Source organism: Falsiroseomonas selenitidurans, from assembly GCF_012103215.1.
Taxonomy (GTDB): domain Bacteria; phylum Pseudomonadota; class Alphaproteobacteria; order Acetobacterales; family Acetobacteraceae; genus Falsiroseomonas; species Falsiroseomonas selenitidurans.
Map to the genome: position 1 here is coordinate 73,675 of NZ_JAAVNE010000013.1, position 20,561 is coordinate 94,235.

General features: G+C 73.7%; 19 protein-coding genes. 10 read left to right on the forward strand and 9 right to left on the reverse strand.

All coding sequences use genetic code 11. The annotated features are described in order from the left end of the window. Positions 1–130: 130 nt before the first annotated feature. The 7 genes from HEQ75_RS10195 (at position 131) to HEQ75_RS10225 (ending at position 8,289) form a co-directional block, all read left to right on the forward strand. Positions 131–1,465 carry an imelysin family protein gene (locus HEQ75_RS10195; protein WP_168029963.1) on the forward strand — a complete coding sequence of 445 codons (1,335 nt, stop codon included), beginning with the start codon at positions 131–133 and terminating at the stop codon, positions 1,463–1,465. A gap of 2 nt (positions 1,466–1,467) precedes the next feature. Further along, complete coding sequence (locus tag HEQ75_RS10200; protein ID WP_168029965.1) at positions 1,468–2,883, forward strand: di-heme oxidoreductase family protein; 1,416 nt, start codon at positions 1,468–1,470, stop codon at positions 2,881–2,883. Next, positions 2,883–3,959: an imelysin family protein gene (locus tag HEQ75_RS10205; RefSeq protein WP_168029967.1), complete on the forward strand. Its 1,077-nt coding sequence runs from the start codon at positions 2,883–2,885 to the stop codon at positions 3,957–3,959. The genes HEQ75_RS10200 and HEQ75_RS10205 overlap by 1 nt, the downstream gene beginning before the upstream one ends. Next, positions 3,959–5,035, forward strand: a complete 1,077-nt coding sequence (locus HEQ75_RS10210) for a DUF1513 domain-containing protein (protein WP_168029969.1) — start codon at positions 3,959–3,961, stop codon at positions 5,033–5,035. The genes HEQ75_RS10205 and HEQ75_RS10210 overlap by 1 nt, the downstream gene beginning before the upstream one ends. Positions 5,036–5,138: 103 nt before the next feature. Continuing rightward, a complete protein-coding gene (locus tag HEQ75_RS10215) occupies positions 5,139–5,666 on the forward strand; it encodes a MarR family winged helix-turn-helix transcriptional regulator (RefSeq protein ID WP_168029971.1) in 528 nt (175 codons plus the stop codon). Next, the gene (mdlC, locus tag HEQ75_RS10220; RefSeq protein ID WP_168029973.1) at positions 5,663–7,267 is read left to right on the forward strand and encodes a benzoylformate decarboxylase; all 1,605 of its coding nucleotides are present in this window, start codon (positions 5,663–5,665) and stop codon (positions 7,265–7,267) included. The genes HEQ75_RS10215 and mdlC overlap by 4 nt, the downstream gene beginning before the upstream one ends. Positions 7,268–7,317: 50 nt before the next feature. Beyond that, entirely contained in the window at positions 7,318–8,289 is a 972-nt protein-coding gene (locus HEQ75_RS10225) for a Bug family tripartite tricarboxylate transporter substrate binding protein (RefSeq protein ID WP_168029975.1), read from the forward strand. Between the two features lie 136 nt (positions 8,290–8,425). On the opposite strand, the gene HEQ75_RS10230 is transcribed toward HEQ75_RS10225, so the two are convergent. The 7 genes from HEQ75_RS10230 to HEQ75_RS10260 all read right to left on the reverse strand — a co-directional run bounded on the left by HEQ75_RS10230 (position 8,426) and on the right by HEQ75_RS10260 (position 15,514). After that, entirely contained in the window at positions 8,426–10,378 is a 1,953-nt protein-coding gene (locus HEQ75_RS10230) for an alpha/beta hydrolase domain-containing protein (protein ID WP_168029977.1), read from the reverse strand. A 122-nt stretch (positions 10,379–10,500) separates the two neighbouring features. Next, on the reverse strand, positions 10,501–11,370 hold the full coding sequence (locus HEQ75_RS10235) for an isocitrate lyase/PEP mutase family protein (RefSeq protein WP_209318471.1): 870 nt from the start codon (positions 11,368–11,370) through the stop codon (positions 10,501–10,503). Positions 11,371–11,395: 25 nt separating this feature from the next. After that, a complete protein-coding gene (locus tag HEQ75_RS10240; protein WP_168029979.1) occupies positions 11,396–12,496 on the reverse strand; it encodes a mandelate racemase/muconate lactonizing enzyme family protein in 1,101 nt (366 codons plus the stop codon). 50 nt (positions 12,497–12,546) lie between these two features. After that, positions 12,547–12,972: a hypothetical protein gene (locus HEQ75_RS10245; RefSeq protein ID WP_168029981.1), complete on the reverse strand. Its 426-nt coding sequence runs from the start codon at positions 12,970–12,972 to the stop codon at positions 12,547–12,549. After that, complete coding sequence (locus tag HEQ75_RS10250) at positions 12,969–13,721, reverse strand: DUF2786 domain-containing protein (protein WP_168029983.1); 753 nt, start codon at positions 13,719–13,721, stop codon at positions 12,969–12,971. The genes HEQ75_RS10245 and HEQ75_RS10250 overlap by 4 nt, the downstream gene beginning before the upstream one ends. Positions 13,722–13,797: 76 nt before the next feature. Next, a complete protein-coding gene (locus tag HEQ75_RS10255; RefSeq protein WP_168029985.1) occupies positions 13,798–14,709 on the reverse strand; it encodes a DUF6282 family protein in 912 nt (303 codons plus the stop codon). 16 nt (positions 14,710–14,725) lie between these two features. After that, positions 14,726–15,514 carry an HpcH/HpaI aldolase family protein gene (locus HEQ75_RS10260; RefSeq protein WP_168029987.1) on the reverse strand — a complete coding sequence of 263 codons (789 nt, stop codon included), beginning with the start codon at positions 15,512–15,514 and terminating at the stop codon, positions 14,726–14,728. A gap of 162 nt (positions 15,515–15,676) precedes the next feature. Between HEQ75_RS10260 and HEQ75_RS10265 the strand changes: the two genes are divergently transcribed. Both HEQ75_RS10265 and HEQ75_RS10270 read left to right on the forward strand, forming a co-directional pair. Then, positions 15,677–16,471, forward strand: a complete 795-nt coding sequence (locus tag HEQ75_RS10265) for an IclR family transcriptional regulator (RefSeq protein ID WP_168029989.1) — start codon at positions 15,677–15,679, stop codon at positions 16,469–16,471. 87 nt (positions 16,472–16,558) lie between these two features. Then, positions 16,559–17,464, forward strand: coding sequence for a cupin domain-containing protein (locus tag HEQ75_RS10270; RefSeq protein WP_168029991.1), 906 nt, complete (start codon positions 16,559–16,561; stop codon positions 17,462–17,464). A gap of 271 nt (positions 17,465–17,735) precedes the next feature. Here the strand turns inward: HEQ75_RS10270 and HEQ75_RS10275 are convergent, their stop codons facing one another. Together HEQ75_RS10275 and HEQ75_RS10280 are read right to left on the reverse strand one after the other, a co-directional pair. Further along, a complete protein-coding gene (locus HEQ75_RS10275; RefSeq protein ID WP_168029993.1) occupies positions 17,736–18,521 on the reverse strand; it encodes a DNA-binding transcriptional regulator in 786 nt (261 codons plus the stop codon). Further along, on the reverse strand, positions 18,518–19,528 hold the full coding sequence (locus tag HEQ75_RS10280; RefSeq protein ID WP_168029995.1) for an NAD(P)H-quinone oxidoreductase: 1,011 nt from the start codon (positions 19,526–19,528) through the stop codon (positions 18,518–18,520). Before HEQ75_RS10280 ends, HEQ75_RS10275 begins: the two co-directional genes overlap by 4 nt. 224 nt (positions 19,529–19,752) lie before the next feature. On the opposite strand from HEQ75_RS10280, the gene HEQ75_RS10285 reads away from it, so the two are divergent. Continuing rightward, positions 19,753–20,556 (forward strand): amidohydrolase family protein, encoded by an 804-nt coding sequence (locus tag HEQ75_RS10285; protein ID WP_168029997.1) that lies wholly within the window; start codon positions 19,753–19,755, stop codon positions 20,554–20,556. Positions 20,557–20,561 lie beyond the last annotated feature (5 nt).

A 20,561-nucleotide genomic window follows, 5' to 3' on the forward strand; every position in this document is an offset into this window, starting at 1 on the left:
GGCTGTCAACACCGCATCGTCCCCTGGCCGCGGCGGGATCCGGCTGGCGCGACGCCTCGATGCGCCTGGTTGCGGCCTCGCCGGCGCGGGTCTACATGCAACTGGTTCTCAATCGCGGAAAGGTCCCGCCATGCCAAGCCGCCGCAGCGACACCGCGCGCCCCCCGGCCCAACGCTTCCCCGCGGCGCCTAGGGCCACCCGCCGCGCCCTGCTCGCCGCCGGCCTGCTGCTGCCGGCCGGCTTGGCCCGGGCGCAGGCCGCCCCCTCCAAACGCGCCATCCTGGCAACCTATGGCGACATGGCACAGGCGATGTATGCCGATGCCCTGGCCGCCGCCCGCGCCCTGCAGGCCGCCGTCGCGCGGCTGGTGGCGGCCCCCTCCGCCGCGACGCTGGAAGCCGCCCGCCAGGCCTGGATCGCCGCCCGCGTGCCCTACCAGCAGACCGAATGCTACCGCTTCGGCAACCCGGTGGTGGATGAATGGGAAGGCCGGGTGAATGCCTGGCCGCTGGATGAGGGGCTGATCGACTACGTCGCCGGCGACACCTATGGCGACAGCAACGACGAGAACCCGCTCTACACCGCCAACATCATCGCCTCGCGCCGGATCACCCATGCCGGGGAGACGATCGACGTCGCCACCATCACGCCGGAGGTGCTCGCCGCCCTGCATGAGATCGGTGGCGTGGAGGCCAATGTGGCCATCGGCTGGCACGCCATCGAATTCCTGCTCTGGGGCCAGGACCTGAACGGCACCGGCCCGGGCGCCGGCCGCCGCCCCCATACGGACTATGTGGTGGGGCCGGACAACACCGGCGGCAACCCGGAACGCCGCGCCGCCTACCTCACCACCGTCACCGCCATGCTGGTGGCGGAGCTGGAGGCGATGGTGGCCGACTGGGCACCGGACGGCGCCGCCCGCCGCGCCGTGACCGCCCAGGGGCCGGATGCCGGCCTGGCCGCCATCCTCACCGGCCTCGGCAGCCTGTCCTATGGCGAGCTGGCCGGGGAGCGGATGAAGCTTGGCCTGCTGCTGCACGATCCGGAGGAGGAGCATGACTGCTTCTCCGACAACACCCACAACAGCCATCTCAACAACGTGGTCGGCATGCGCGCCGTCTATCTCGGCGAATACCGCCGCACCGATGGCACCACGCTGCGCGGCCCGGCCATGACCGGCTTCGTCCGCGCCGCCCTGCCGGCGCTGGACCTCGAGATGCGGACGCGGCTGGACGCCACGCTGGCCGCCTTCCAGGCGATCAGGACGCGGGCCGAGACGGTGGAGGCCTATGACCAGATGCTGGGCGAGGGCAATGCCGCCGGCAATGCCCTGCTCCAGGCCGGCATCGACGCGCTGCTGGCGCAGACCCGCACCATCGAGCGCATCGCCGGCGGCCTGCGCCTGCGCACCAGCTTCGAAGGCTCGGACAGCCTGGACAACCCCGCGGCGGTCCGGCGCCCCTGACCATGCGCCTTCTCCTTCCGGCGGTCGCCCTGCTGCTGGCCGGCGCCGTCGCCGCGGATGACGGGCCGGACCCGGCGGAGCTCGCCCCCGGCGGCACCGCCACGGTGCGGGACACCGGCGATGCCCGCGCCTTCTCCCTGCCCTCCGCCAGCCTGGCGCTGGAACGGCAGTTCGACTTCAAGCTGGGCGACGGGGTCTTCCGCAAGCTCTGGGTCTCCTCCCCCTCCTCCACCACCAGTTCCGACGGGCTGGGGCCGCTGTACAATGCGCGCGGCTGCCAGTCCTGCCACCTGCGCGACGGCCGCGGCCGGCCGCCGGAGCCGGGGGAGCCCGCCTCCTCCCTGCTGGTCCGCCTGTCCGTGCCCCCCGGCCAGGCGCGCGGCCCGGGCCCGGCGCCGGGCTGGCTGCCGGCCGACCCGGACCCGACCTATGGGTTGCAGCTGCAGACCTTCGGCATCGCCGGCCACCCGGCGGAAGGTCGCGTGCGGGTCGACTGGACGGAACAGCCGGTGCCGCTGGCCGGTGGCGAGACGGCCTCGCTGCGCCGCCCCGCCTGGCACATCGCCGATTGGGGCTATGGCCCGCCGGCGCCCGGCCTGATGCTCTCGCCCCGCGTGGCCCCGCCGATGATCGGACTCGGCCTGCTGGAAGCGGTGCCAGCGGCGGCGATCCGTGCCGGGGCGGATCCGGAGGATCACGACCGCGACGGCATTTCCGGCCGCGCGGCGGATGTGTGGAGCGCGCATCTCGGCATCCCCGCGCTCGGCCGCTTCGGCTGGAAGGCGCAGGCGCCGACCCTGCCGGACCAGGTGGCGGACGCCTTCGCCGCCGACATGGGCCTGTCCACCCGCATCAACCCGGCGCATGCCGGCGAATGCACCGCCGCCCAGGCCGATTGCCGCACCGCCCCGCATGGCGCGCCGGAGGATGGCGGGCCGGAGGTCGATCCACGGCTGTTCGAGCTGGTGGTGTTCTACGCCCGCAACCTCGGCGTCCCCGCCCGCGCCGCGCCGACGCCGCAGGTGATGCGCGGCCGTGCCCTGTTCCGGGAGACCGGCTGCGCCGCCTGCCACCGGCCGAGCTTCACCACCGGCGCCATCCCCGGGCGGCCGGAGCATTCGCACCAGCGCATCTGGCCCTACACGGACCTGCTGCTGCACGACATGGGAGAGGGCCTGGCCGACCACCGGCCGGAAGGCGCGGCGGATGGGCGCGAATGGCGCACCCCGCCGCTCTGGGGGCTGGGCCACACCCTGCGCGTCAGCGGCCACACCCAGCTGCTGCATGATGGCCGCGCCCGCAGCGTGCTGGAGGCGATCCTCTGGCATGGCGGGGAAGCCCAGGCGGCGCGCGATGCCGTGGCCGCGCTGCCCCGCGCGGAGCGTGCCGCGCTGCTGGCCTTCCTGGAGAGCCTGTGATGCCCACCCGCCGCGCCCTCGCCGCGCTTCTGGCCCTGCCGGCCCTGGCGGGATCCGCATGGGCCCAGCCGATGGAGCCCGCGCGCGCGGCGCTGCGGGCTGCCGTCAGCCGGCACGTGCTGCCGCGCCACGCGGCCTTCACCGCGGCGGCGGCGGCCTTCGCCTCGGCGACCGCGGCGCTGCGCACGGCGCCGGAGGCGGCGCGGGCCGACGCGGCGCGGGCGGTCTGGGCGGCGCTGGCCCTGGCCTTCCAGGGCATCCGACACCTCCGCTTCGGGCCGATGGAGGCCTTCGACCACGGCTTCCGCATCACCCTGTTCCCGGACCCGCGCAACGCCACCACGCGCGAACTGGCGGAGCTGCTGCGGGAGGGTGACCCCGAGTCCATCACGCCGCAGGCCTTCGCCCGCGGCCGCGTTGCCGCCCAGGGCCTGCCGGCGGCGGAGCGCCTGCTGTTCGGCGAGGCGGCGCCCCGCCTGCTGGCCCCCGACGAAGCCTTCCGCCGCCGCCTGCTGGCCGCCATCGGCGCCAATCTGTTGGCCATCGCGCAGGCCATGCAGCAGGAATGGGCGCCGCAGGGCGGGGCGTTCGGCACCGAGCTGGAAGGCACGCCGGGCGGCGTCTTCCGCAGCCCGCAGGATGGCCTGCTGGTGCTGTTCAAGAGCCTGCATGGCGGGCTCGAATTCCTCGGCGAGCGCCAGGTGGCCCGCGCGCTCGGTGCCACCGCCCGCCAGGCCTTTCCGCGCCGGACGGAGGCGTGGCGCAGCGGTGCCTCCCTGGCCCTGGTCCAGGCCGGGCTGGCGGCGCAGGCGGAGCTGTGGCGCACCGGCTTCGCGCCGCTGGTCGCGGCGCAGGATGCCCCGCTCGCCGCCCAGGTGGCGCAGGGCTATGCCGCCGCCGAGGCCGCCGCCGCCGCCATCGCCCCCAGCCTCGAGAAAGCCGTGGTGCAGCCGGCCGGGCGCGCCGCGGTGGAGGCGCTGTTGCTGGCCAGCGGTCAGGCGCGCCGCCTGCTGACGGAGCGCGTGGCGCCGGCCATCGGCCTGCCCGTGGGCTTCAATTCGATGGATGGCGACTGATGACCACCCTGCCCCGCCGCGCCGCGCTCGCCCTGCCCTTCCTGGCCCTGGCACGCCCGGCGCCGGCGGCCGAGGCCGGCTTCCTCGCCGCCGCCGCCGATGCCGAGGGCCGCTGGCGCGTGGCCGCCTTCGGCGCGGACGGCGCGAAGCGTTTCGAAAGCGCGATGCCGGCGCGCGGCCATGGCGCGGCGGTCGGGCCCGATGGCGGCACCGCCGTGCTGTTCGCCCGCCGCCCCGGCCACTTCGCCCTGGTGCTGGACCCCGCCTCCGGCGCGCTGCGCCAGGTGGTGGAGCGCGCGCCGGGGCGCTGGTTCTGCGGCCATGGCGCCTTCTCCGCCGATGGCGGCACGCTCTGGGCCAGCGAGATCGATGCGACGGGCGAGGGCGTGGTCGGCGTCTATGCCGTGCGGCGCGGCTATGCGCGCATCGGCGAATTCCCGACCGGCGGCGCCGATCCGCATGATGTGCGTCTGGCGCCGGACGGCGCCTCCATCTGGGTCGCCAATGGCGGCATCCGCACCGATCCGCGGCTGCCGCGCACCCGATTCGAGTTGGAGGCGTTCGACAGCTCGCTGGTGCGGCTGGACACCGGCTCCGGCCGCCTCCTGGCGCGGCACCGGGTGGCGCAGGATGCCAGCCTGTCGCTGCGCCATCTGGCGCTGGCGCCGGATGGCACGGTGGCCATCGCCATGCAGCATGAAGGCCCGCGGCAGGACCGGCCGCCGCTGGTGGCGCTGGTGGATGCGGCCGGGCTGGCGGTGCTGCCCGGGCCGGCTGCAGGCTGGGGCCTGCTGGACCACTACATCGGCAGCGCCGCGGCCAGCGCCGATGGCACGCTGTTCGCCGTGACCAGCCCGCGCGGCGGAGCGGGGCTGGTGATCGAGGCCGCAAGCCGCCGGGTCCGCGCCGCCTTCACCCTGCGCGATGGCTGCGGCGTGGCGGCGGCGCCGGGCGGCTTCCTGGTCACCTCCGGGCTTGGCGGCGGCGTGCTGGTGGCCGCCGACGGCACGCAGCGGCGGCTGGAGAACCCCTTCCTCGCCGGCCTGCGCTGGGACAACCACATGGTCCCGATCTGAAGCGGGCATGGCGCCGCGCGGATAAGGCTTGAACGGATCGTTGGATATCCTACCATCCCCGCCAAGCGCGGCAGCAGCCGCCGAAGCGGGAGGACCCCCGGGGATGTCGCAGCCGGCCCGCAAGGCGCGCCGCATGGCCGAGGCGCCAGCCGCGCCGCGCCTCGCTCTGGCGCATGAGGCGCCAGCCGGGCAGCTGCCGGTGCAGCTCGGCCCGCTCGGCGTGCAGCTCGGCTTCCTGCTGCGCCTCGCCCAGGAAGCCGCCTTCGACGCCTTCGCCGCGCGCACCGGCCAGGCGGCGCTGCGCCCCGGCCGCTACTCCATCCTCGTCATCATCGCGGCCAATCCCGGCATCTCCCAGACCGCGCTCGGCGCCGCGGCGGGGCGCGACAAATCCACCCTGACCCCGGCCCTGGCGGACCTGGAACGCCGTGGCCTGATCCGCCGCGACCGGCCGCCGCAGGACCGCCGGAGCTATGCGCTGACCCTGACGGAGGTCGGCCGCCAGGTGCTGGAAGGGCTGCGCCACCACGCCGCCGCGCATGACGCGGCGCTGGAGGCGCTGGTCGGGCCGGCGGACCGCGCCGCCTTCGTCGCGGTGCTGCGCCGCATCATCCAGGGGATCGGCGCATGACGACCACGGTGCGCCAGGCGGTGCTGGACCTGCTGCGCGAGACCGGCATGACCACGGTGTTCGGCAATCCGGGCTCCACGGAAATGCCCTTCCTGGACCGATTCCCGGCGGATTTCCGCTACGTGCTCGGCCTGCAGGAAGCCTGCGTGGTCGGCATGGCGGACGGCTTCGCCCGCGCCACCGGCCGCGCCGCCTTCGTCAACCTGCACTCGGCGGCGGGGGTGGGCCATGCGCTGGGCAATGTCTTCACCGCCTGGCGCAACCAGGCGCCGCTGGTCATCACCGCCGGCCAGCAGCAGCGCGCCCTGCTGCCGAACCACCCCTTCCTGGGCGCGGTGGAGGCCGCCAGCTTCCCGAAGCCCTATGTGAAGTTCAGCATCGAGCCGGCGCGGGCCGAGGACGTGCCGGCCGCCATCGCCCAGGCCTGGCAGGTGGCGATGCAGCGCCCCTGGGGTCCCACCTTCGTCTCGGTCCCGGCGGATGACTGGGGCGCCCCCTGCCAGCCGGTGATCCCGCGCCGCGTCGCCCCTGCCATGGCGCCGGACCCGGCCCTGCTGGCGGAGGCGGCCGCGGCGCTGGCCGGCGCCCGCAACCCGGTGCTGGTGGCGGGGCCGGAGGTGGACCAGGAAGGCGCCGGCCCCGCCCTGGTGGCGCTGGCGGAGCGGCTGGGCGCGCCGGTGCTGACCAGCCCCTTCGCCGCCCGCATCGCCTTCCCCGAGGATCATCCGCTGTTCGCCGGCTTCCTGCCCGCGGCGCCGCAGGCGGTCTCCGACCGGCTGATGCGCCACGACCTGGTGCTGGTGGTGGGCGCGCCGGTCTTCACCTTCCATGTGGGGGGGGAGGCCGCGATCTTCCGCAGCGCCATCCCGATCTGGCACTTCACCACGGATGCCGAGGCCGCCTGCGCCGCGCCGGCCGGCACCAGCGTGCTGGGCGCGCTGGGCCTCGCCCTGCCGGCGCTGACGGCCGCCCTGCCCGCCGCGCCGATTGGCGCGAGGCGCCCCCTGCCCGCGCCGCGGCCGCGGCCGGCGCCGCCCGAACCCGCAGACCCCATCCCGGCCGAATACCTGCTGCACCGGCTGCACCACGCCATGCCGGCGGAGGCGGTGCTGGTGGAGGAGGCGCCCTCGCACCGCCCGGCGATGCAGGCGCAGATGCCGAGGGTGCGCTGGGGCAGCTTCTTCACCATGGCCAGCGGCGGGCTGGGCTATTCCCTGCCCGGTGCGGTCGGCATCGCGCTCGCGCAGCCCGGCACGCCGGTGGTCTGCCTGATCGGCGACGGGTCCATGATGTATGCCCCGCAGGCGCTGTGGACCGCGGTGCAGCAAGGGCTGAACCTCACCGTCATCGTCATCAACAATGGCGGCTACGGCGCCATGCGCAGCTTCGGCCAGGTGCTGCAGGTGCGCGACGTGCCGGGCATCGACCTGTCGGGCCTGGATTTCGTCAGCCTCGCTCGCGGCATGGGCTGCCCCGGCGTGCAGGTGACCCGCGCCGCGGATCTGGATGCCGCGCTGGCCGAAGCCTGCGCCGCGCCCGGCCCGAGGCTGGTCGAGGTCGTCGTCGATGCGGCCGTGCCCACCCTCTACCACAAGAGCTGAGAGGGAACCCGGCCGCCACCACCACCACCACACGACAGGGAGGACCGAGAATGCGAAGCATCAGGATCGACCGACGCGGGCTGCTGGCCGCCGCCGCCCTCGCGCCATGGCCCGCCGCCGCCCAGGCCTGGCCCACCCGGCCGCTGCGCCTGGTGGTGCCCTTCCCGCCCGGCGGGCTGGTGGATGTGCTGGCGCGCGCCATCTCCCAGCGCCTGACGGAGCGGCTGGGACAGCCGGTGGTGGTGGAGAACCGGGCCGGCGCCGGCGGCAATATCGGCGCCGATGTGGTGGCGAAGGCGGCGCCGGACGGCCACACGCTGCTGGCCACCTCGCTGGGCCCGGTGGCGGTGAACCAGTTCATCTACCGCAGCATGCCCTTCGAGACGGACACCGCCTTCGCGCCCATCGTGCTGCTGGCCAGCACGCCGAAGGTGCTGTGCGTGGCGCCGGACCGCCCGTGGCGCAGCGTCGCCGATGTGGTGGCCGCGGCGAAGGCGCGGCCGGGCGTGCTGACGGCGGGCTCCGCCGGGCCGGGCAGCAGCCTTCACCTGGCGCTGGAACTGTTCAAGCGGACCACCGGCACCGACATCCAGCACATCCCCTATCGCGGCGCCGCGCCGGCGGTGACGGATCTGGTGGCCGGGCAGATCGACATGGCGATCGACAACCTGCCCAACATCCTCGGCCAGATCACCGCCGGCCGCGTCCGCGCGCTGGCCGTGGCCACGCCGGGGCGCCTGCCGCAACTGCCCGATGTGCCGACCATGGCGGAAGGCGGCTTCGACTTCGTCTTCGGCACCGCCTTCGGCCTGGTCGCCCCCGCCGGCACCCCCGACCCCATCCTGCTGCGGCTGGCGGAGGCGGTGACGGCGGCGCTGCGCGACCCGGCGGTGGGCGGCAGGCTGGCGCAGCAGGGCGCCCTCCTCGGCGGCGGCACGCCCGGGGATTTCGCCGCGCTGATCGCGCGGGAGAAGGCGACGCTGGCGCCGGTGATCCGCGCGGCGGGAATCCGCGCGGAGTAAAGGCTTCGCCTGCCTCAGGCGCCGGCGCCGCCTTCAGGGGCTTGGCGCGCGCCACCGGGCGCGGCGGCCATCCGGCCGCTCGCCCGCCTGCGGCGGGCGCCGGTCGAGCCCATCGGCGGCGGGCATTGCCCGCCGTTCAGGGCGCCAGCTGCGCCAGCCGCCCGGCCTCGGCCGCCGCCACGGCACGGGCCGCGTCCTCGGCCAGCAGCAGCCGCTCCGCCACCATGCGGGCCGCCGCCTGGCGCACCGCGGCGACGTAGGCGGCCTGGTCGGCGTAGCGCTCCTCGATCGAGGGGCGCGGGTCGCCCGCCGCCTGCCGCGCCGCGCGCGTCGCCGCGAAGGGCGAAACCGCGCCCTGCAACGGGAACAGCGTGCCGGCGCCGAACCCCTCGGCGCGCGGGTTCCAGCCGGTATAGCTGGCACGCGGCACCGCCAGCGGCAGCATCCGGATGCCCGCGATCGCCATGCCATCCGCATCGGCGCGCGGCACGAAGACCGGATAGGTGCCGATCTCGCGCGGCGGGAACACCGACTGGTCGGAAATGCTGGCCCCGGTGTGGATCCCGGCATAGGGCAGCCCCGGAATGCCCTGCGGCACCGCCGCCTCCGCCGCCACCAGCGTGCCATGGGCGCGCATCGGCACGCGGCTGGCCGGCGGGGTCACGCCTTCCGCCAGCCATTCCTCCATCGCCACCAGCAGCGCCCGCATCGGCGCGCCGGCATGCATCGGGTTCACCGGCAGCGCCATCGTCGGCGCCTGGCGCAGCTGGCCGCCCGGCGCGGCGAAATGCGGCGTGCCGGCCACCATGTAGGCGCGCACATCCTCCGGCAGGTCCAGGTGGTTGCCCGCCAGATCCGTCACCAGCAGCGAGGCGCGGGAGGCCCACCATTCATGCTCGCTGTCGGTCTGGATCACCCGCGGGCAGGTGTTGTTCAGCCGGCAGCGCAGCATCAGCCCGTCGCGCCGGCCGGACAGCCGGTCCGCCAGCGTCGCATAGGTGAAGGGGAAGGTATCCGCCTGCCAGGCGGGATCCTGCGGGTGGCGCGCATTGCGGCCGGCCAGGCCGAAGCGGTAGTTCGTCGCCATGCGCCGGGCGCCGGCGACATGCGGCATCAGCCCGTCGAACACCATCCGCCCCTGCTCATCCTCGTTGAAGCCGAGCCAGAGGAAGTCGCGCAGGAAGCGCCCGGACTGCGAGACGCCGAAGCCGATGGCGCGGCTGACCGTGGGCCGGCCGGCGACGGCCAGCGGGTTCGTCGTGCCGCCCTCCCGTCGCAGGAAGGCGGCGACGTCCCGCGTCGCGGCGAAGCCGAGGCCGAGCACCACCGGGTCCTTCGCCGTATAGGTCACCTCATACAGCGCGGCGGCGTCGAAGCCGCTCGCCGGCCGGGTGATCTCGACCCGCTGCGGGCCGGTGGCGCGGGGGGAAAGCCCCGGCGGCGTCTGCCGCGGCTCTGCCCAATGGCCGCGCACCGTCACCGCCAGGCTGGCATTGTCCGCGATCGTCCAGGACAGGTTCGCGGTGGCCGGGTTGCGGGTGTGGTCGAACAGGAATTCGTCCCGCGCCGGCCCCGTGACGCCCGCCAGCGCGGGGGCGCGCAGCGCGAGTTGCAGCGGCTGGGAGGGGATATCCGCCTGCCAGCCGATCCAGGCCATGGTGTAGCCGCGCCCGTGCAGGAAGCCGATCCCGGCATCGGCCGCCTGCGCCGCCCGGTTGGCGCCTGGCTGCGCGGCGTCGTCGAACAGTTGCGGCGCCAGCTTGCGGCCGCGATTGGGCACATCCACCAGCAGCGTGCCATTGCCGCGCGCGGGGTCGGCCGGGCGCAGCAGCACCACATCGGCCACAGCCTCCACCCGCCCCTGGGCGTTACGCGGGGCGCGGTCGATATCGGCGATCACCGCGTTGCGGGGATCGGCAGGATCGACGGCGATGGTGGCGCGCGCGGTGATGCGCTGGTAGGGGCCGGCCGCGCCGAAGCTGCGGCCCTCGAAGGCAGGCGTCGTCTCGATCACCTCGAAGCGCACGACCTCGGCCGCCGCCGGCAGCGCGAGGCCGCCAAGCGCACAGGCCAGCAACAGATGTCGCATGGCGTCATTCCCTCCGCGGCGATTGGCGCGCCGTTCGCTGCCCCTCGCACGCGCAGGTCGGGGCTGCCCCTGCGCGCGGAAGTCCAGCATGGCGGGACAGATTGCGCCAGCCAGGGAAAGGCTCAGCCCTTCGCGAGAAAGGCGGCGGCGGCCTTGTCGTAGTCGGCATAGCCGAGCGTGGCGCGCAGTTCCGCCGGCGGCAGGGCCATCACCGCCTCCGCCTCCCCCGCCTGCAGGGCTGCCAGCCCCGCCTTCAGCCCCGCCGCGGCCGGGGAGAGCAGGCCCGTGGGATAGGTGCCGATCTTCAGCCCCAGCGCCGCCGCCTGCGCCCGGTCCGGCGTGGCGCGCGGGGCGCCGGGGGACAGCACGGCAAAGCACGGCCGCCCGGCGGCGGCGGCGACGAAGCCGCGGATCTCGTCGTCATCCGCCGGCGAATCGAGGAACAGGATGTCCGCCCCCTCCTCGACGAAGGCGGCGATCCGCGCCGCGGCTTCCGCGAAGCCCTGGGTCGGGCGGCAATCGGTGCGGGCCAGCACCAGGATGCCGGATTCCCGCGCCGCCAGCACCGAAGCGCGCACCTTCATCCGCGCTTCCTCCCGCGGCAGGCAGGGCTTGCCGGCGGCGGTCAGGGCACGCGGGGTGATCTTGTCCTCGATCAGGATGGCGGCGGCGCCGGCGCGACCATAGGCGGCCACGGTGCGCTGCACGTTCATCGCATTGCCATAGCCATGGTCGCCATCGGCCAGCACCAGCAGGTCCGGCGCCGCGCCGCGCACCATCTGGAAGCTGTCGAACATCTCGGCGAAGGAGACCAGGTCCAGGTCCGGCCCGCCCAGCCGGCTGGCCGCGACGCAGGAGCCGCTGAGGAAGGCGGTGGCGAAGCCGGCTTCTGCGGTGAGCTTGGCGCTCAGCCCGTCCCACACCGCCGGCATGGTGACGAAGCCCGGCGCGGCCAGCAGCGCGCGCATCCTCTCCGGCGGTGTCTTCGGCATGGCCATCCTCCCCTGGTACGGCGCGTCACGGCCGCAGCACGCAATCCTTCAGCACCTCCGGCCGGAATGCCAGCCCATGGCCGGGCGTCTCCGGCGCATGGATCATGCCGCCCTCGATGCGCGGCCGGCTGACCCAGACATCGTCGAGCAGCCCCATCTGCTCCGCCCAGATGCCGTTCGGGATGCTGGCCAGCAGGTGCACGTTCAATTCGGGGAACAGATGCGGCGCGATGCTCATGCCCCAGGTCTCGGCGACGGTGGCGATCTTGCGCAACTCCGTCAGCCCGCCGCGCATCGGGTCCGGCTGCAGGATGGGCAGGCGCGGGTTTTCCAGGAAGGGCTTCAGGTCGGCGCGGCCGAAATGCGTCTCCCCACCCACCACGCGCAGGTCCAGCGCCTCGGCGCAGCGAAGGTAGCCGGCATAGTCGTCCGGCAGCACCGGCTCCTCCAGCCAGTAGATGTCGAATGCCTCGAACTTCCGGCCCATCTGGATCGCCACATCGGCCGACCAGCCCATGTTCACGTCGATCATGATGTCGATGTCCGGCCCCAGCGCCTCCCGCATCCGCCGCACATTGTCGAGGTCCGTGCGCAGGTCGCCGATATGGGCCACCTGCATCTTGATGGCGCGGTAGCCCTGTTCGACGTAGCGCTGCGCCTTGGCGATCATGCCGTCGCCGCGGGCGCCGCGGAAGCAGCCGCTGCCATAGATCGGGATGGCGCTGCGGTAATGGCCCCAGAGCCGGTGCAGCGGCAGGCCGGCCGCCTTGCCCAGCACGTCCCACAGCGCGATGTCGATGGCCGATTGCGCCATCATCGCCACGCCGCCGCGGCCGCCGGTCAGCGTCACGCGCCACAGGTCGCGCCAGATCGCCTCGACGGCGCTGGCGTCGCGGCCGATCAGGCGCGGCGCCATGGCCTCCTCGATGCAGGCGCCGATGGTGCGTTGCAGGGGCAGGTTCAGCAGGTGCAGGTAGCCCATGCCGGCCAGGCCGGATTCGGTCACCACCTCCACCACCACCAACTCCCGCATCGCGCCCAGCGCGTGGCCCGCCATCCAGGGGTCCTCGGCCCAGGGCATGCGCAGCAGCGTGGTGCGCACTTCGCGGATGGTCAGGTCGTGCATGGCGGTTCCCCCGGTGTTGGCCGCCAGGGCAGCATGACCCGGGCGGCGGCTCAAGCGCCGGCCAGCAGCGGCCTTGCCGCGGGGTTCCAGGCCAGCCCCGCCTCGGCCAGGCTTTCCGCCAGCAGGCCAGGGTCCATGCGCGCGTGGCGCACCAGCAGCCCGACATAGACACCCAGGAAATCCGCCCCGTGATTGCCCGGGGTGCCGTCATCCGGATCGGTCATGGCGTGGGCGATCTCGTGCAGCAGCACCCAGCTCGGCAATTCGGCCGGCGCTTCGATCGCGAGCCGGCTGCCGGTGGCGAGCGTGGCGCGGCTGGGGCGCTTCGGCCGCACCCGGGGTGGCCAGCGCAGCCCCTCCGACGCCCAGACATGATCGACCAGCGCCTGCATCCGGGCGAAGGGCACGCGGGAGGCATCGCGCGGCGCCACCACCCGGTCCTCCCACGCATAGACGGCGCGGGCCTGCCGGTTCATCGGCGCGGCAGCGCCCTGGTGCCGCCGCCCTGTCCCACCGGCCGTTCCAGGCCCACGCGGCCGCCGGCCTCCATGCCGTGCCGGTAGGCGGCGCCATCGGCGACGCGCCGCGTGGTGGTGCGGGAACGGAGCCGAATGCCAAGGCCCCTGAAGGCCTCCGCCAGGCGCTGTTCCTTCACCAGCACCAGCGCCGTGCCGGTACTGTTGGCCTGCGCGGCGGCGGCGGCCTGCCGGCGATGCGCCGCCAGCTCGTCCATCCGCGCCGCCACGCGTTCCGCGAAGCCGTAGCGGAAGCTGCGCAGGCGCTGCTGCGGGGTGCGGCGGCTGCGGCGATAGGCCTCGCTGGCACGGAAGACCGCTTCCTCATGGTCCACCGCCCCCGCCACCAGGTGCAGCAGGTAGACGCCCATCAGCACGTCCGGCTCCAGCCCGAACAGCACATAGCCGTAGCGGCCGTTCATCCAGCCGCGCGTCTCCGTCATCCGGATGATGGCCATGAAGATGCCGCCCAGCGCCTGGGTCCGCGGGCCGGTCAGCACCGTCTCGCGCTGGATGCAGAGCTCCTCGCGCAGCTCCACCTCGGACATGGTGAGGCCGTAGACCTCCAGCAATTCGCCGACCTTCTGGGCGGCGATCAGCGCCTCGGCCTCCGAACACCCGCGATCCGTGGTCTTGGCGGCCAGGGCGCGGATGCGCGCCTTGACCTTCTCCAGCTCCGTCTGCTGCCGCGTCTCCAACCCGGGGTCCATCCTGCCTTGGGGGGGGGGGAGCCCCGAGATGGGCGATCCCCCGCCGGATGGCAACGGGTTTCCCGCGGGGTCCGCTTCAGCCGGCCGGCGCGTTGGCCCCGATGCGGGCCAGCTGGGCGGCGTTGCTGCCGACCATCTTGCGCACCTCCTCCACCGAATAGCCCAGCGACAGGCACAGGCCGATGATCTGCCGGAAGCCTTCCACCGGCAGGGTCGCATTGGCCTGGCCGAGGTCGGAGCCGAAGAAGGTGCGGTCCACGCCCGCCGCCTCGATCAGCGCCTTGAGGAAGGCGTCGTCGTAGCATTTCAGCCGGCCGGGGATGAACATGCAGATCGAATGCTCGATCCAGGCGCCAATCGAGACCAGTTCCTTCACGTCGGACAGGGAGGCGCCGACGGTGTAGCTGGGGTGGTTCACCAGCAGGCGCGTGCAGCCACGCTGCTTCGCCTCCTCGAACAGCGGCCACACCTCGCTGATGTGCAGATGGCCGCAGGACAGCACCACGTCATGCTCGGCGATGATGTCGAGCACCTGCTTGACGTTGTCCAGCAGATCGCCGCGCGCATCGACGACGCTGAGCGCCACCTGCTTCAGCATCTTGCCCTTGGTCGGCAGCAGCGATTTGCGGTGGCCTTCGCGGATGTGGTTGGCGGCGGAGACGGTGGGCATCCAGACCACGCGCGCGCCGCACTTCACCGCCGGTTCCACCGCGAAGGGGTTCACGCCGCCGACCGAATTGTTCAGCACGATGCTGCCGATCGGCTCGGCCTTCGTCGCCTTGCCCGATTCCTTCAGCACATCGACGAAGGGGCCGGTGGGGTAGTAGTGGTCCTTGAACAGCACGGCGCGCATGCCGGCGGCGGCGGCCTGTTCCAGCGCCTGCTCATGGTTCAGCGCGCGCGCCATCACGGAGGGGCCGCTGTGGCAATGCAGGTCGATGGCGCCCTGCATCAGGTCGTCCACCAGCTTCGGATCGGCAAGGCTCATCCTGTCTCACTCCCTTTCAGGCGCCGGGCTGGCCGAGCGCGCGCATCTCGGCCAGCGCCCGGGCGGCGGCCTGCTTCATGAAACCCTGGTCCGAGGAATGGACGAAGGCGGTGGCGCCGACCTCGCGCAGCCAGGTGGCCTCCGCCATCCCGCCGACGAAGACCATCACCGGCTTGCCGGCGCGCCGCGCCGCGGCGGCGATGCGGGCCACCGCGTCGCGGATCGGCGGCGAGTCGTTGGAAGGCGCGGCCAGCGCCGCGGTCAGGTCGCCGCGGCCGATGAACAGCGCGTCGATGCCGGGGGTGGCGGCGATGGCGTCGATCTCCTCCAGCGCTTCCGGATCCTCGATCTGCGCCACCACGGTGGTCGCGGCATCGGCGGCGGCGATGTAGTCCGCCATGCGGCCGCCGCCATAGCCGGCGGCGCGGACGGAGCCGGAATAGCCGCGCCGGCCGCCGCGGTAGCGCGCCGCCGCGGCCACCTGCGCCGCCAGGGCGGCGCTGGCCACATGCGGCACCAGCACGCCGGTGGCGCCGCAATCCAGCACGGACAGGATGTGGTGCGCCGCCGCCGTCGGCACGCGCACCAGCCCGGCCGCGCCGGTGGCGCGCGCGGCGAACAGCGCGGCATCGGTGGCCTGGCGGTCGAAGGGCGAATGCTCCTCATCCACCACGACGAAGTCGAAGCCGATGCCGCCCAGGATCTCCGTGGCGTGCAGGGTCGGCGTCTTGATGAAGCTGCCGACCAGCAGGTCGCCGCGCTGCAGGCGGGTGCGGAAGCTGTCGGCGGGGCTGGGGCTTGCCATGCTGGCTCCGGTTGGCGGCGCGGGGTTTGACGGGCGCGGGTTGTCTTGCTACGAGTCGTTCTGTTTATCGGAACAGTGGTTCGTCAAAAGAAACACCGCGGGAACCATCCGTCCAGCCCCGCCTGGTGTCAAGCCGGACCTCCGGCAGGGAAAGGATCCCGCATGCCCCGCATCGACGGACCGCCGCGCGGCGAAGGCCTGCAGGCTGTCGCCATCGCCTTCGAGATCCTGGAATACCTGGCCGCCCAGCGCGGCGGCGTCGGCGTCTCCGACCTCGCCCGCGCGCTGGGCACGACGAAAAGCCGCGTCCACCGCCACCTGCGCACGCTGCTCGCCTGCGGCTACATCGTGCAGAACGCGGCCTCCGAGAAATACGGCGTGGGCAGCCGCCTGGTGACGCTGGGCCGCACCGTGGCCGAGCATTTCGATCTCGCCAGCATCGCGCGCGAAACGCTGCACGAATTGCGCGACCGCCTCGGGCAGTCCGTGGTGATCAGCCGGGCGGATCCCGCCGGCGCCGTGGTGCTGGCGACGCTGCCGGGGCGCGAGGCGATCGAGATCGTGGTCAAGCCGGGTTCGCTGATGGCGCTGCACTGCACGGCGCAGGGCAAGCTCACCCTGGCCCATGCCGATGCCGCGCTGCGCGAGCGCGTGCTGCTGTCGCGCCTCGACCTGCGCACGCGCCACACCATCACGGACCCGGAGGTGCTGCGCGCGGAGCTGGCGCGGATCCAGGCGCGCGGCTGGGCCACCGCGCCGGGCGAGAGCATGGAGGGCGTGAACGCGCTGGCGGCGCCGATCTTCGATGGCGGGGGGGAGATGGTGGGCGCCGTCGCCATCCTCGGCTCCATCCAGTTCATCGCCGCGGAGCCGGCGGAGGGGCAGATCCGCCAGCTGCGGCAGGCGGCGGCGGCAATTTCCGCGAGGCTTGGCCACCGGGACGCGGCGGGGCGTTGACAGGCGGCGGCAACGGCAACAGCATCGGACGCAACAACGGAACACTGTTCCGTCATACGGAACAGATGCCCAGGCTGGAGACGCCCCATGGCCTATGATCCCTCCGACCCCCGCGCCGCCCTGGCCCCCGCCCCCGCCAGCCCCGCCGGCAGCAACGCGCCCTACACCCCCGCCCACTACGCCCGCTTCTACGAGACCGCGCCGCAGGAGGATGCGGACGGCATCCGCAGCTGGTACGTCCGCGGCCGCAACTTCATCATCGCTTATTCCGAGGTGACGGACGGCGCCGTGCTGGAACGCCACGACCAGCCGGACGAATACGTGCTGCTGCAGCCGGAAGCCGCCACCACCGTGATGGTGACCGCCGGGGCGGAGACGCAGACGGTGGCCGGCCACAGCGTCTGCTTCATCCCGCCGGGCGACAGCCGCCTCGTCATCCAGGGCGCCGGGCGCATCGTGCGGCTGTTCACGCCGCGCAGCACGGACCTGGCGGCGCTGTGCAGCAACCAGGCGGCCTTCGCCGAGCCGGATCCGCGCATCCCGCCGCTGCAGAACTGGCCGATGCCGCCGGACGGCTTCCGCATCCGCCGCTACAGCCTGGAAGTGCCGAAGGAAGCCGGCCGCTTCGGCCGCATCTGGCGCTGCACCACCTTCATGGTGAACTACCTGGACCCGGCCGCCGGCCCGCGCGACCTGCGCAAGCTGTCGCCGCACCACCACGATGATTTCGAGCAATGCTCGCTGGTGCTCGATGGCGGCTACACCCACCACATCCGCTGGCCCTGGGTGCCGGACATGACCGCCTGGCGCGAGGACGAGCATGAATATTGCGGCGCCCCCTCCGTCACCGTCATCCCGCCGCCCAGCATCCACACCTCCCGCGCCGAGCAGGCCGGGCAGATGGTGGACATCTTCTGCCCGCCGCGCGTGGATTTCTCCCGCAAGCCCGGCTGGGTGCTGAACGCTGCGGATTACCCGATGCCGTCCGGGTGATGACAGATCCCGGTGATCGTGACCGATCACTGCCTCAATCGCCGGCGTCGGCCTCCTGCGGCTTGGCTGCGCGCGACGTGGCGCGGCGGCCGCTCGGCCGCTCGCCCGCCTCGGGCGGGCGCAGGTTCCAATCAATGGAATTTGGTATGAGGCCCGGGCCGGGCCTGGTGCGATGCGCTGCGGACCGAGCATGGTTTCCCCCGCGGCGAGCCTAGGCCAGGCCCGCCGCGGCTCGCAGCGGCATCGCGCGCCATTCCGCAGGGCGGAAGGCTCAGCGTTCGCGACTGTGGGAGAGGCGTTCCATGGAGGCGGTGATCTGCCGGCTCGCCTCCTGCAGGGCGGGCACCAGCACGTCCACCAGCGTGGCGTGGCTGACGACGGAGCGGAAATAGGACAGGCCGATGGTGCCGGCCACCTGGCTGCCCAGCAGGATCGGCACCGCCACCGTGTCCGAGCTCCGCGGCTCCACCGCCGGGTCGCGCAGCGCATAGCCCTGGCGCCGCACCGTGGTGACGATGCCCTGCACCACCCGCTCCAGGTTCGGCGGGCAATCCTCGGGATCCGGGGAGGCGGCCAGCATGCGCAGCAGGATCTGCCGCTCCGCCTCCGTGCAGAAGGCCAGCCAGGCGCGGCCCAGCGCCCGCGTCACCATGCTCAGCCGCACGCCGATCGTGGCATGGAAGGGCGAGACGCTGCTCTCGGCGATGGTGCTGACGCTGATCGCGACCCGCGCCTGGTCCGCCACCGCGATCGCCGCCGGCCATTTCAGCCGCCGCGTGAGGTCCGCCGCCCAGGGCTTGCCGGCTTCCGCCACCAGCGGCCCGCCATGGAAGCCGCAGCTCAGCGCCGCCACTTCCGAGGTGATGCGGTAGCCGATGCCGCGTTCCCCCTTCGCCACCAGCCCCGCCGCGGCCAGCGTGCCGAGCAGGCGCATGATGGTGGGCTTGGGCAGGCCGGTGTTGCGGTGCAACTGGTCCACCGTGGTGTTGCGCTGGCGGTTCAGCTCCTTCAGCAGGGCCAGCGCGCGCAGCACGGATTGCACCGGCGGGTCGCTCATCCGCCGGGCACCGAAGCGGCATCCGGCGCCACGGCCAGCACCAGCTTGCCGATCTGCCGGTTGCCATCCAGCACCGCCTGGGCCGCCGCGGCGTCCGCCAGCGGGTGCACGCCGCAGACCAGCGTGCGGATCAGCCCCTGTTCCAGCAGCGGCCAGGCCTGCGCCCGCAGGGCCGCGGCGATGCGGCCCTTGTAGGCGGGCGGCCGGGCGCGAAGGGTGGAGCCTGTCAGCGTCAGGCGGCGGATGTAGATGTCGCGCGTGCTGATCTCGGCGCGCGGCGCGCGGTGGCTGGCGATCAGCACCAGCCTGCCATCCGGCGCCAGCAGGTCCAGCTCCGCCTGGGTGTAGTCGCCACCCTGCGAATCCAGGATCACGTCGGCGCCGCGGCCGCCGGTCAGCGCGCGGACCTGCTGCGGCCAGTCGGCGTCGCGGTAGTCCACCACGCCGGTGGCGCCCATCTGCCGGCACACCGCCTGCTTCGCCGCGCTGCTGCTGGTGGCCAGCACCGTGGCGCCGCGCAGCCGCAGCGCCAGCTGCATGGCCGCCAGGCCGACGCCGCTGGTGCCGCCCTGCACCAGCAGCGTCTCGCCTTCCGCCAGCCTGCCGAGATCCATCACGTTGTTCCAGGCGGTGAAGAAGACCTCCGGCAGGGAAGCCGCCTCGATGAAGCTGAAGCCGCGCGGCACCGGCAGGCATTGCAGGGCGGGGGCGATGCTGTGCTCGGCATAGCCGCCGCCGGCCACCAGCGCGCAGACCGCATCGCCCGGCCGCGGCCAGGCGACATCCGGTGCCGCCGCCTCCACCACCCCCGCGATGTCGAGGCCGGGGATGTCGGTCACGCCCGGCGGCGGCGGGTACAGGCCCTTGCGCTGCTGCACATCCGGCCGGTTCACCCCGGCGGCGGCAACCCGCAGCCGCACCTGGCCCGGGCCGCATTCGGGCAGCGGGCGCTCCGCCAGGGCCAGCACCTCCGGCCCGCCATGGCCCCTGTATTCCACCACCCGCATGCGCGCCCCTTCCCCCCTCCCGCCGGTCCGTTGCCGGCGGCCGCCAGGGTGCCACCGTGGCGGCGCCAGGGCGCAGGCGGTGCCGCGTCATTCCGGCATCCGGAATGGCAGCACGTCAAGCGCGCCGCGGGCGCGGGGGCGGATGGCCAGGGCACCCCGGGATGCGCGAGAACGGCGGTGGGGTCCGCTTCCCTGGTAGCGGGCGCAGGGGAGAGGCAGAGCCGATGATCGACGCGCCGCTGGTGGACACGCATTTCCACCTCTACACCGCCGACATGCCGCTGATCGGCACCGCCTGGCACCACCCGCCGGCGGATGCGACCACCGAGGACTTCATCGCGACGATGGACGCGCACGGCGTCGGCTTCGGGGTGATCGCCGCGGCCAGCCTGAACGGCAGCTATCACGACTACACGCTGCGCGCGCTGCGCCGCCACCGCCGCTTCCGCGCCACCATCAACGCGCTGCCGGAGCTGGACTTCCACACGCTGGAGCGGATGAAGGCGGAAGGCGTGGTCGGCATGCGCTTCGTGCTGAGCCGCGCGCCGGCGATGCCGGATCTGCGCAGCCCGGAGTACCGCCGCCTGCTGAAGCGCGCCGCGGACCTCGACTGGCATGTGCAGCTGCTGGACAACAGCCCGCGCCTGCCCGCCACGATCGAGACGCTGGAAGGCTATGGCGTGCGGCTGGTGATCGACCATCTGGGCAAGCCGGACCCGGTGGCGGGGGTGAATTGCCCGGGTTTCCGCGCCGTGCTGGCGGCGGTGGAGCGCGGCCGCACCTGGGTGAAGCTTTCCGCCGGCTTCCGCATGGCCTCGCCGGAGGCCGCGCGCGGCTATGCGCAGGCGCTGGTCCGCGTGGCGGGCGGGGCACGGCTGCTCTGGGGCAGCGACTGGCCCTTCGCCGCCTTCGAGGACCGCGTCACCTACGCCGACACCCTCGCCGCCTTCCATGACTGGGTGCCGGACCCGCTGCTGCGGGCGCAGATCGGCGGGGATACGCCGATGCGGCTGTATTTCCGGGATTGAGCGGG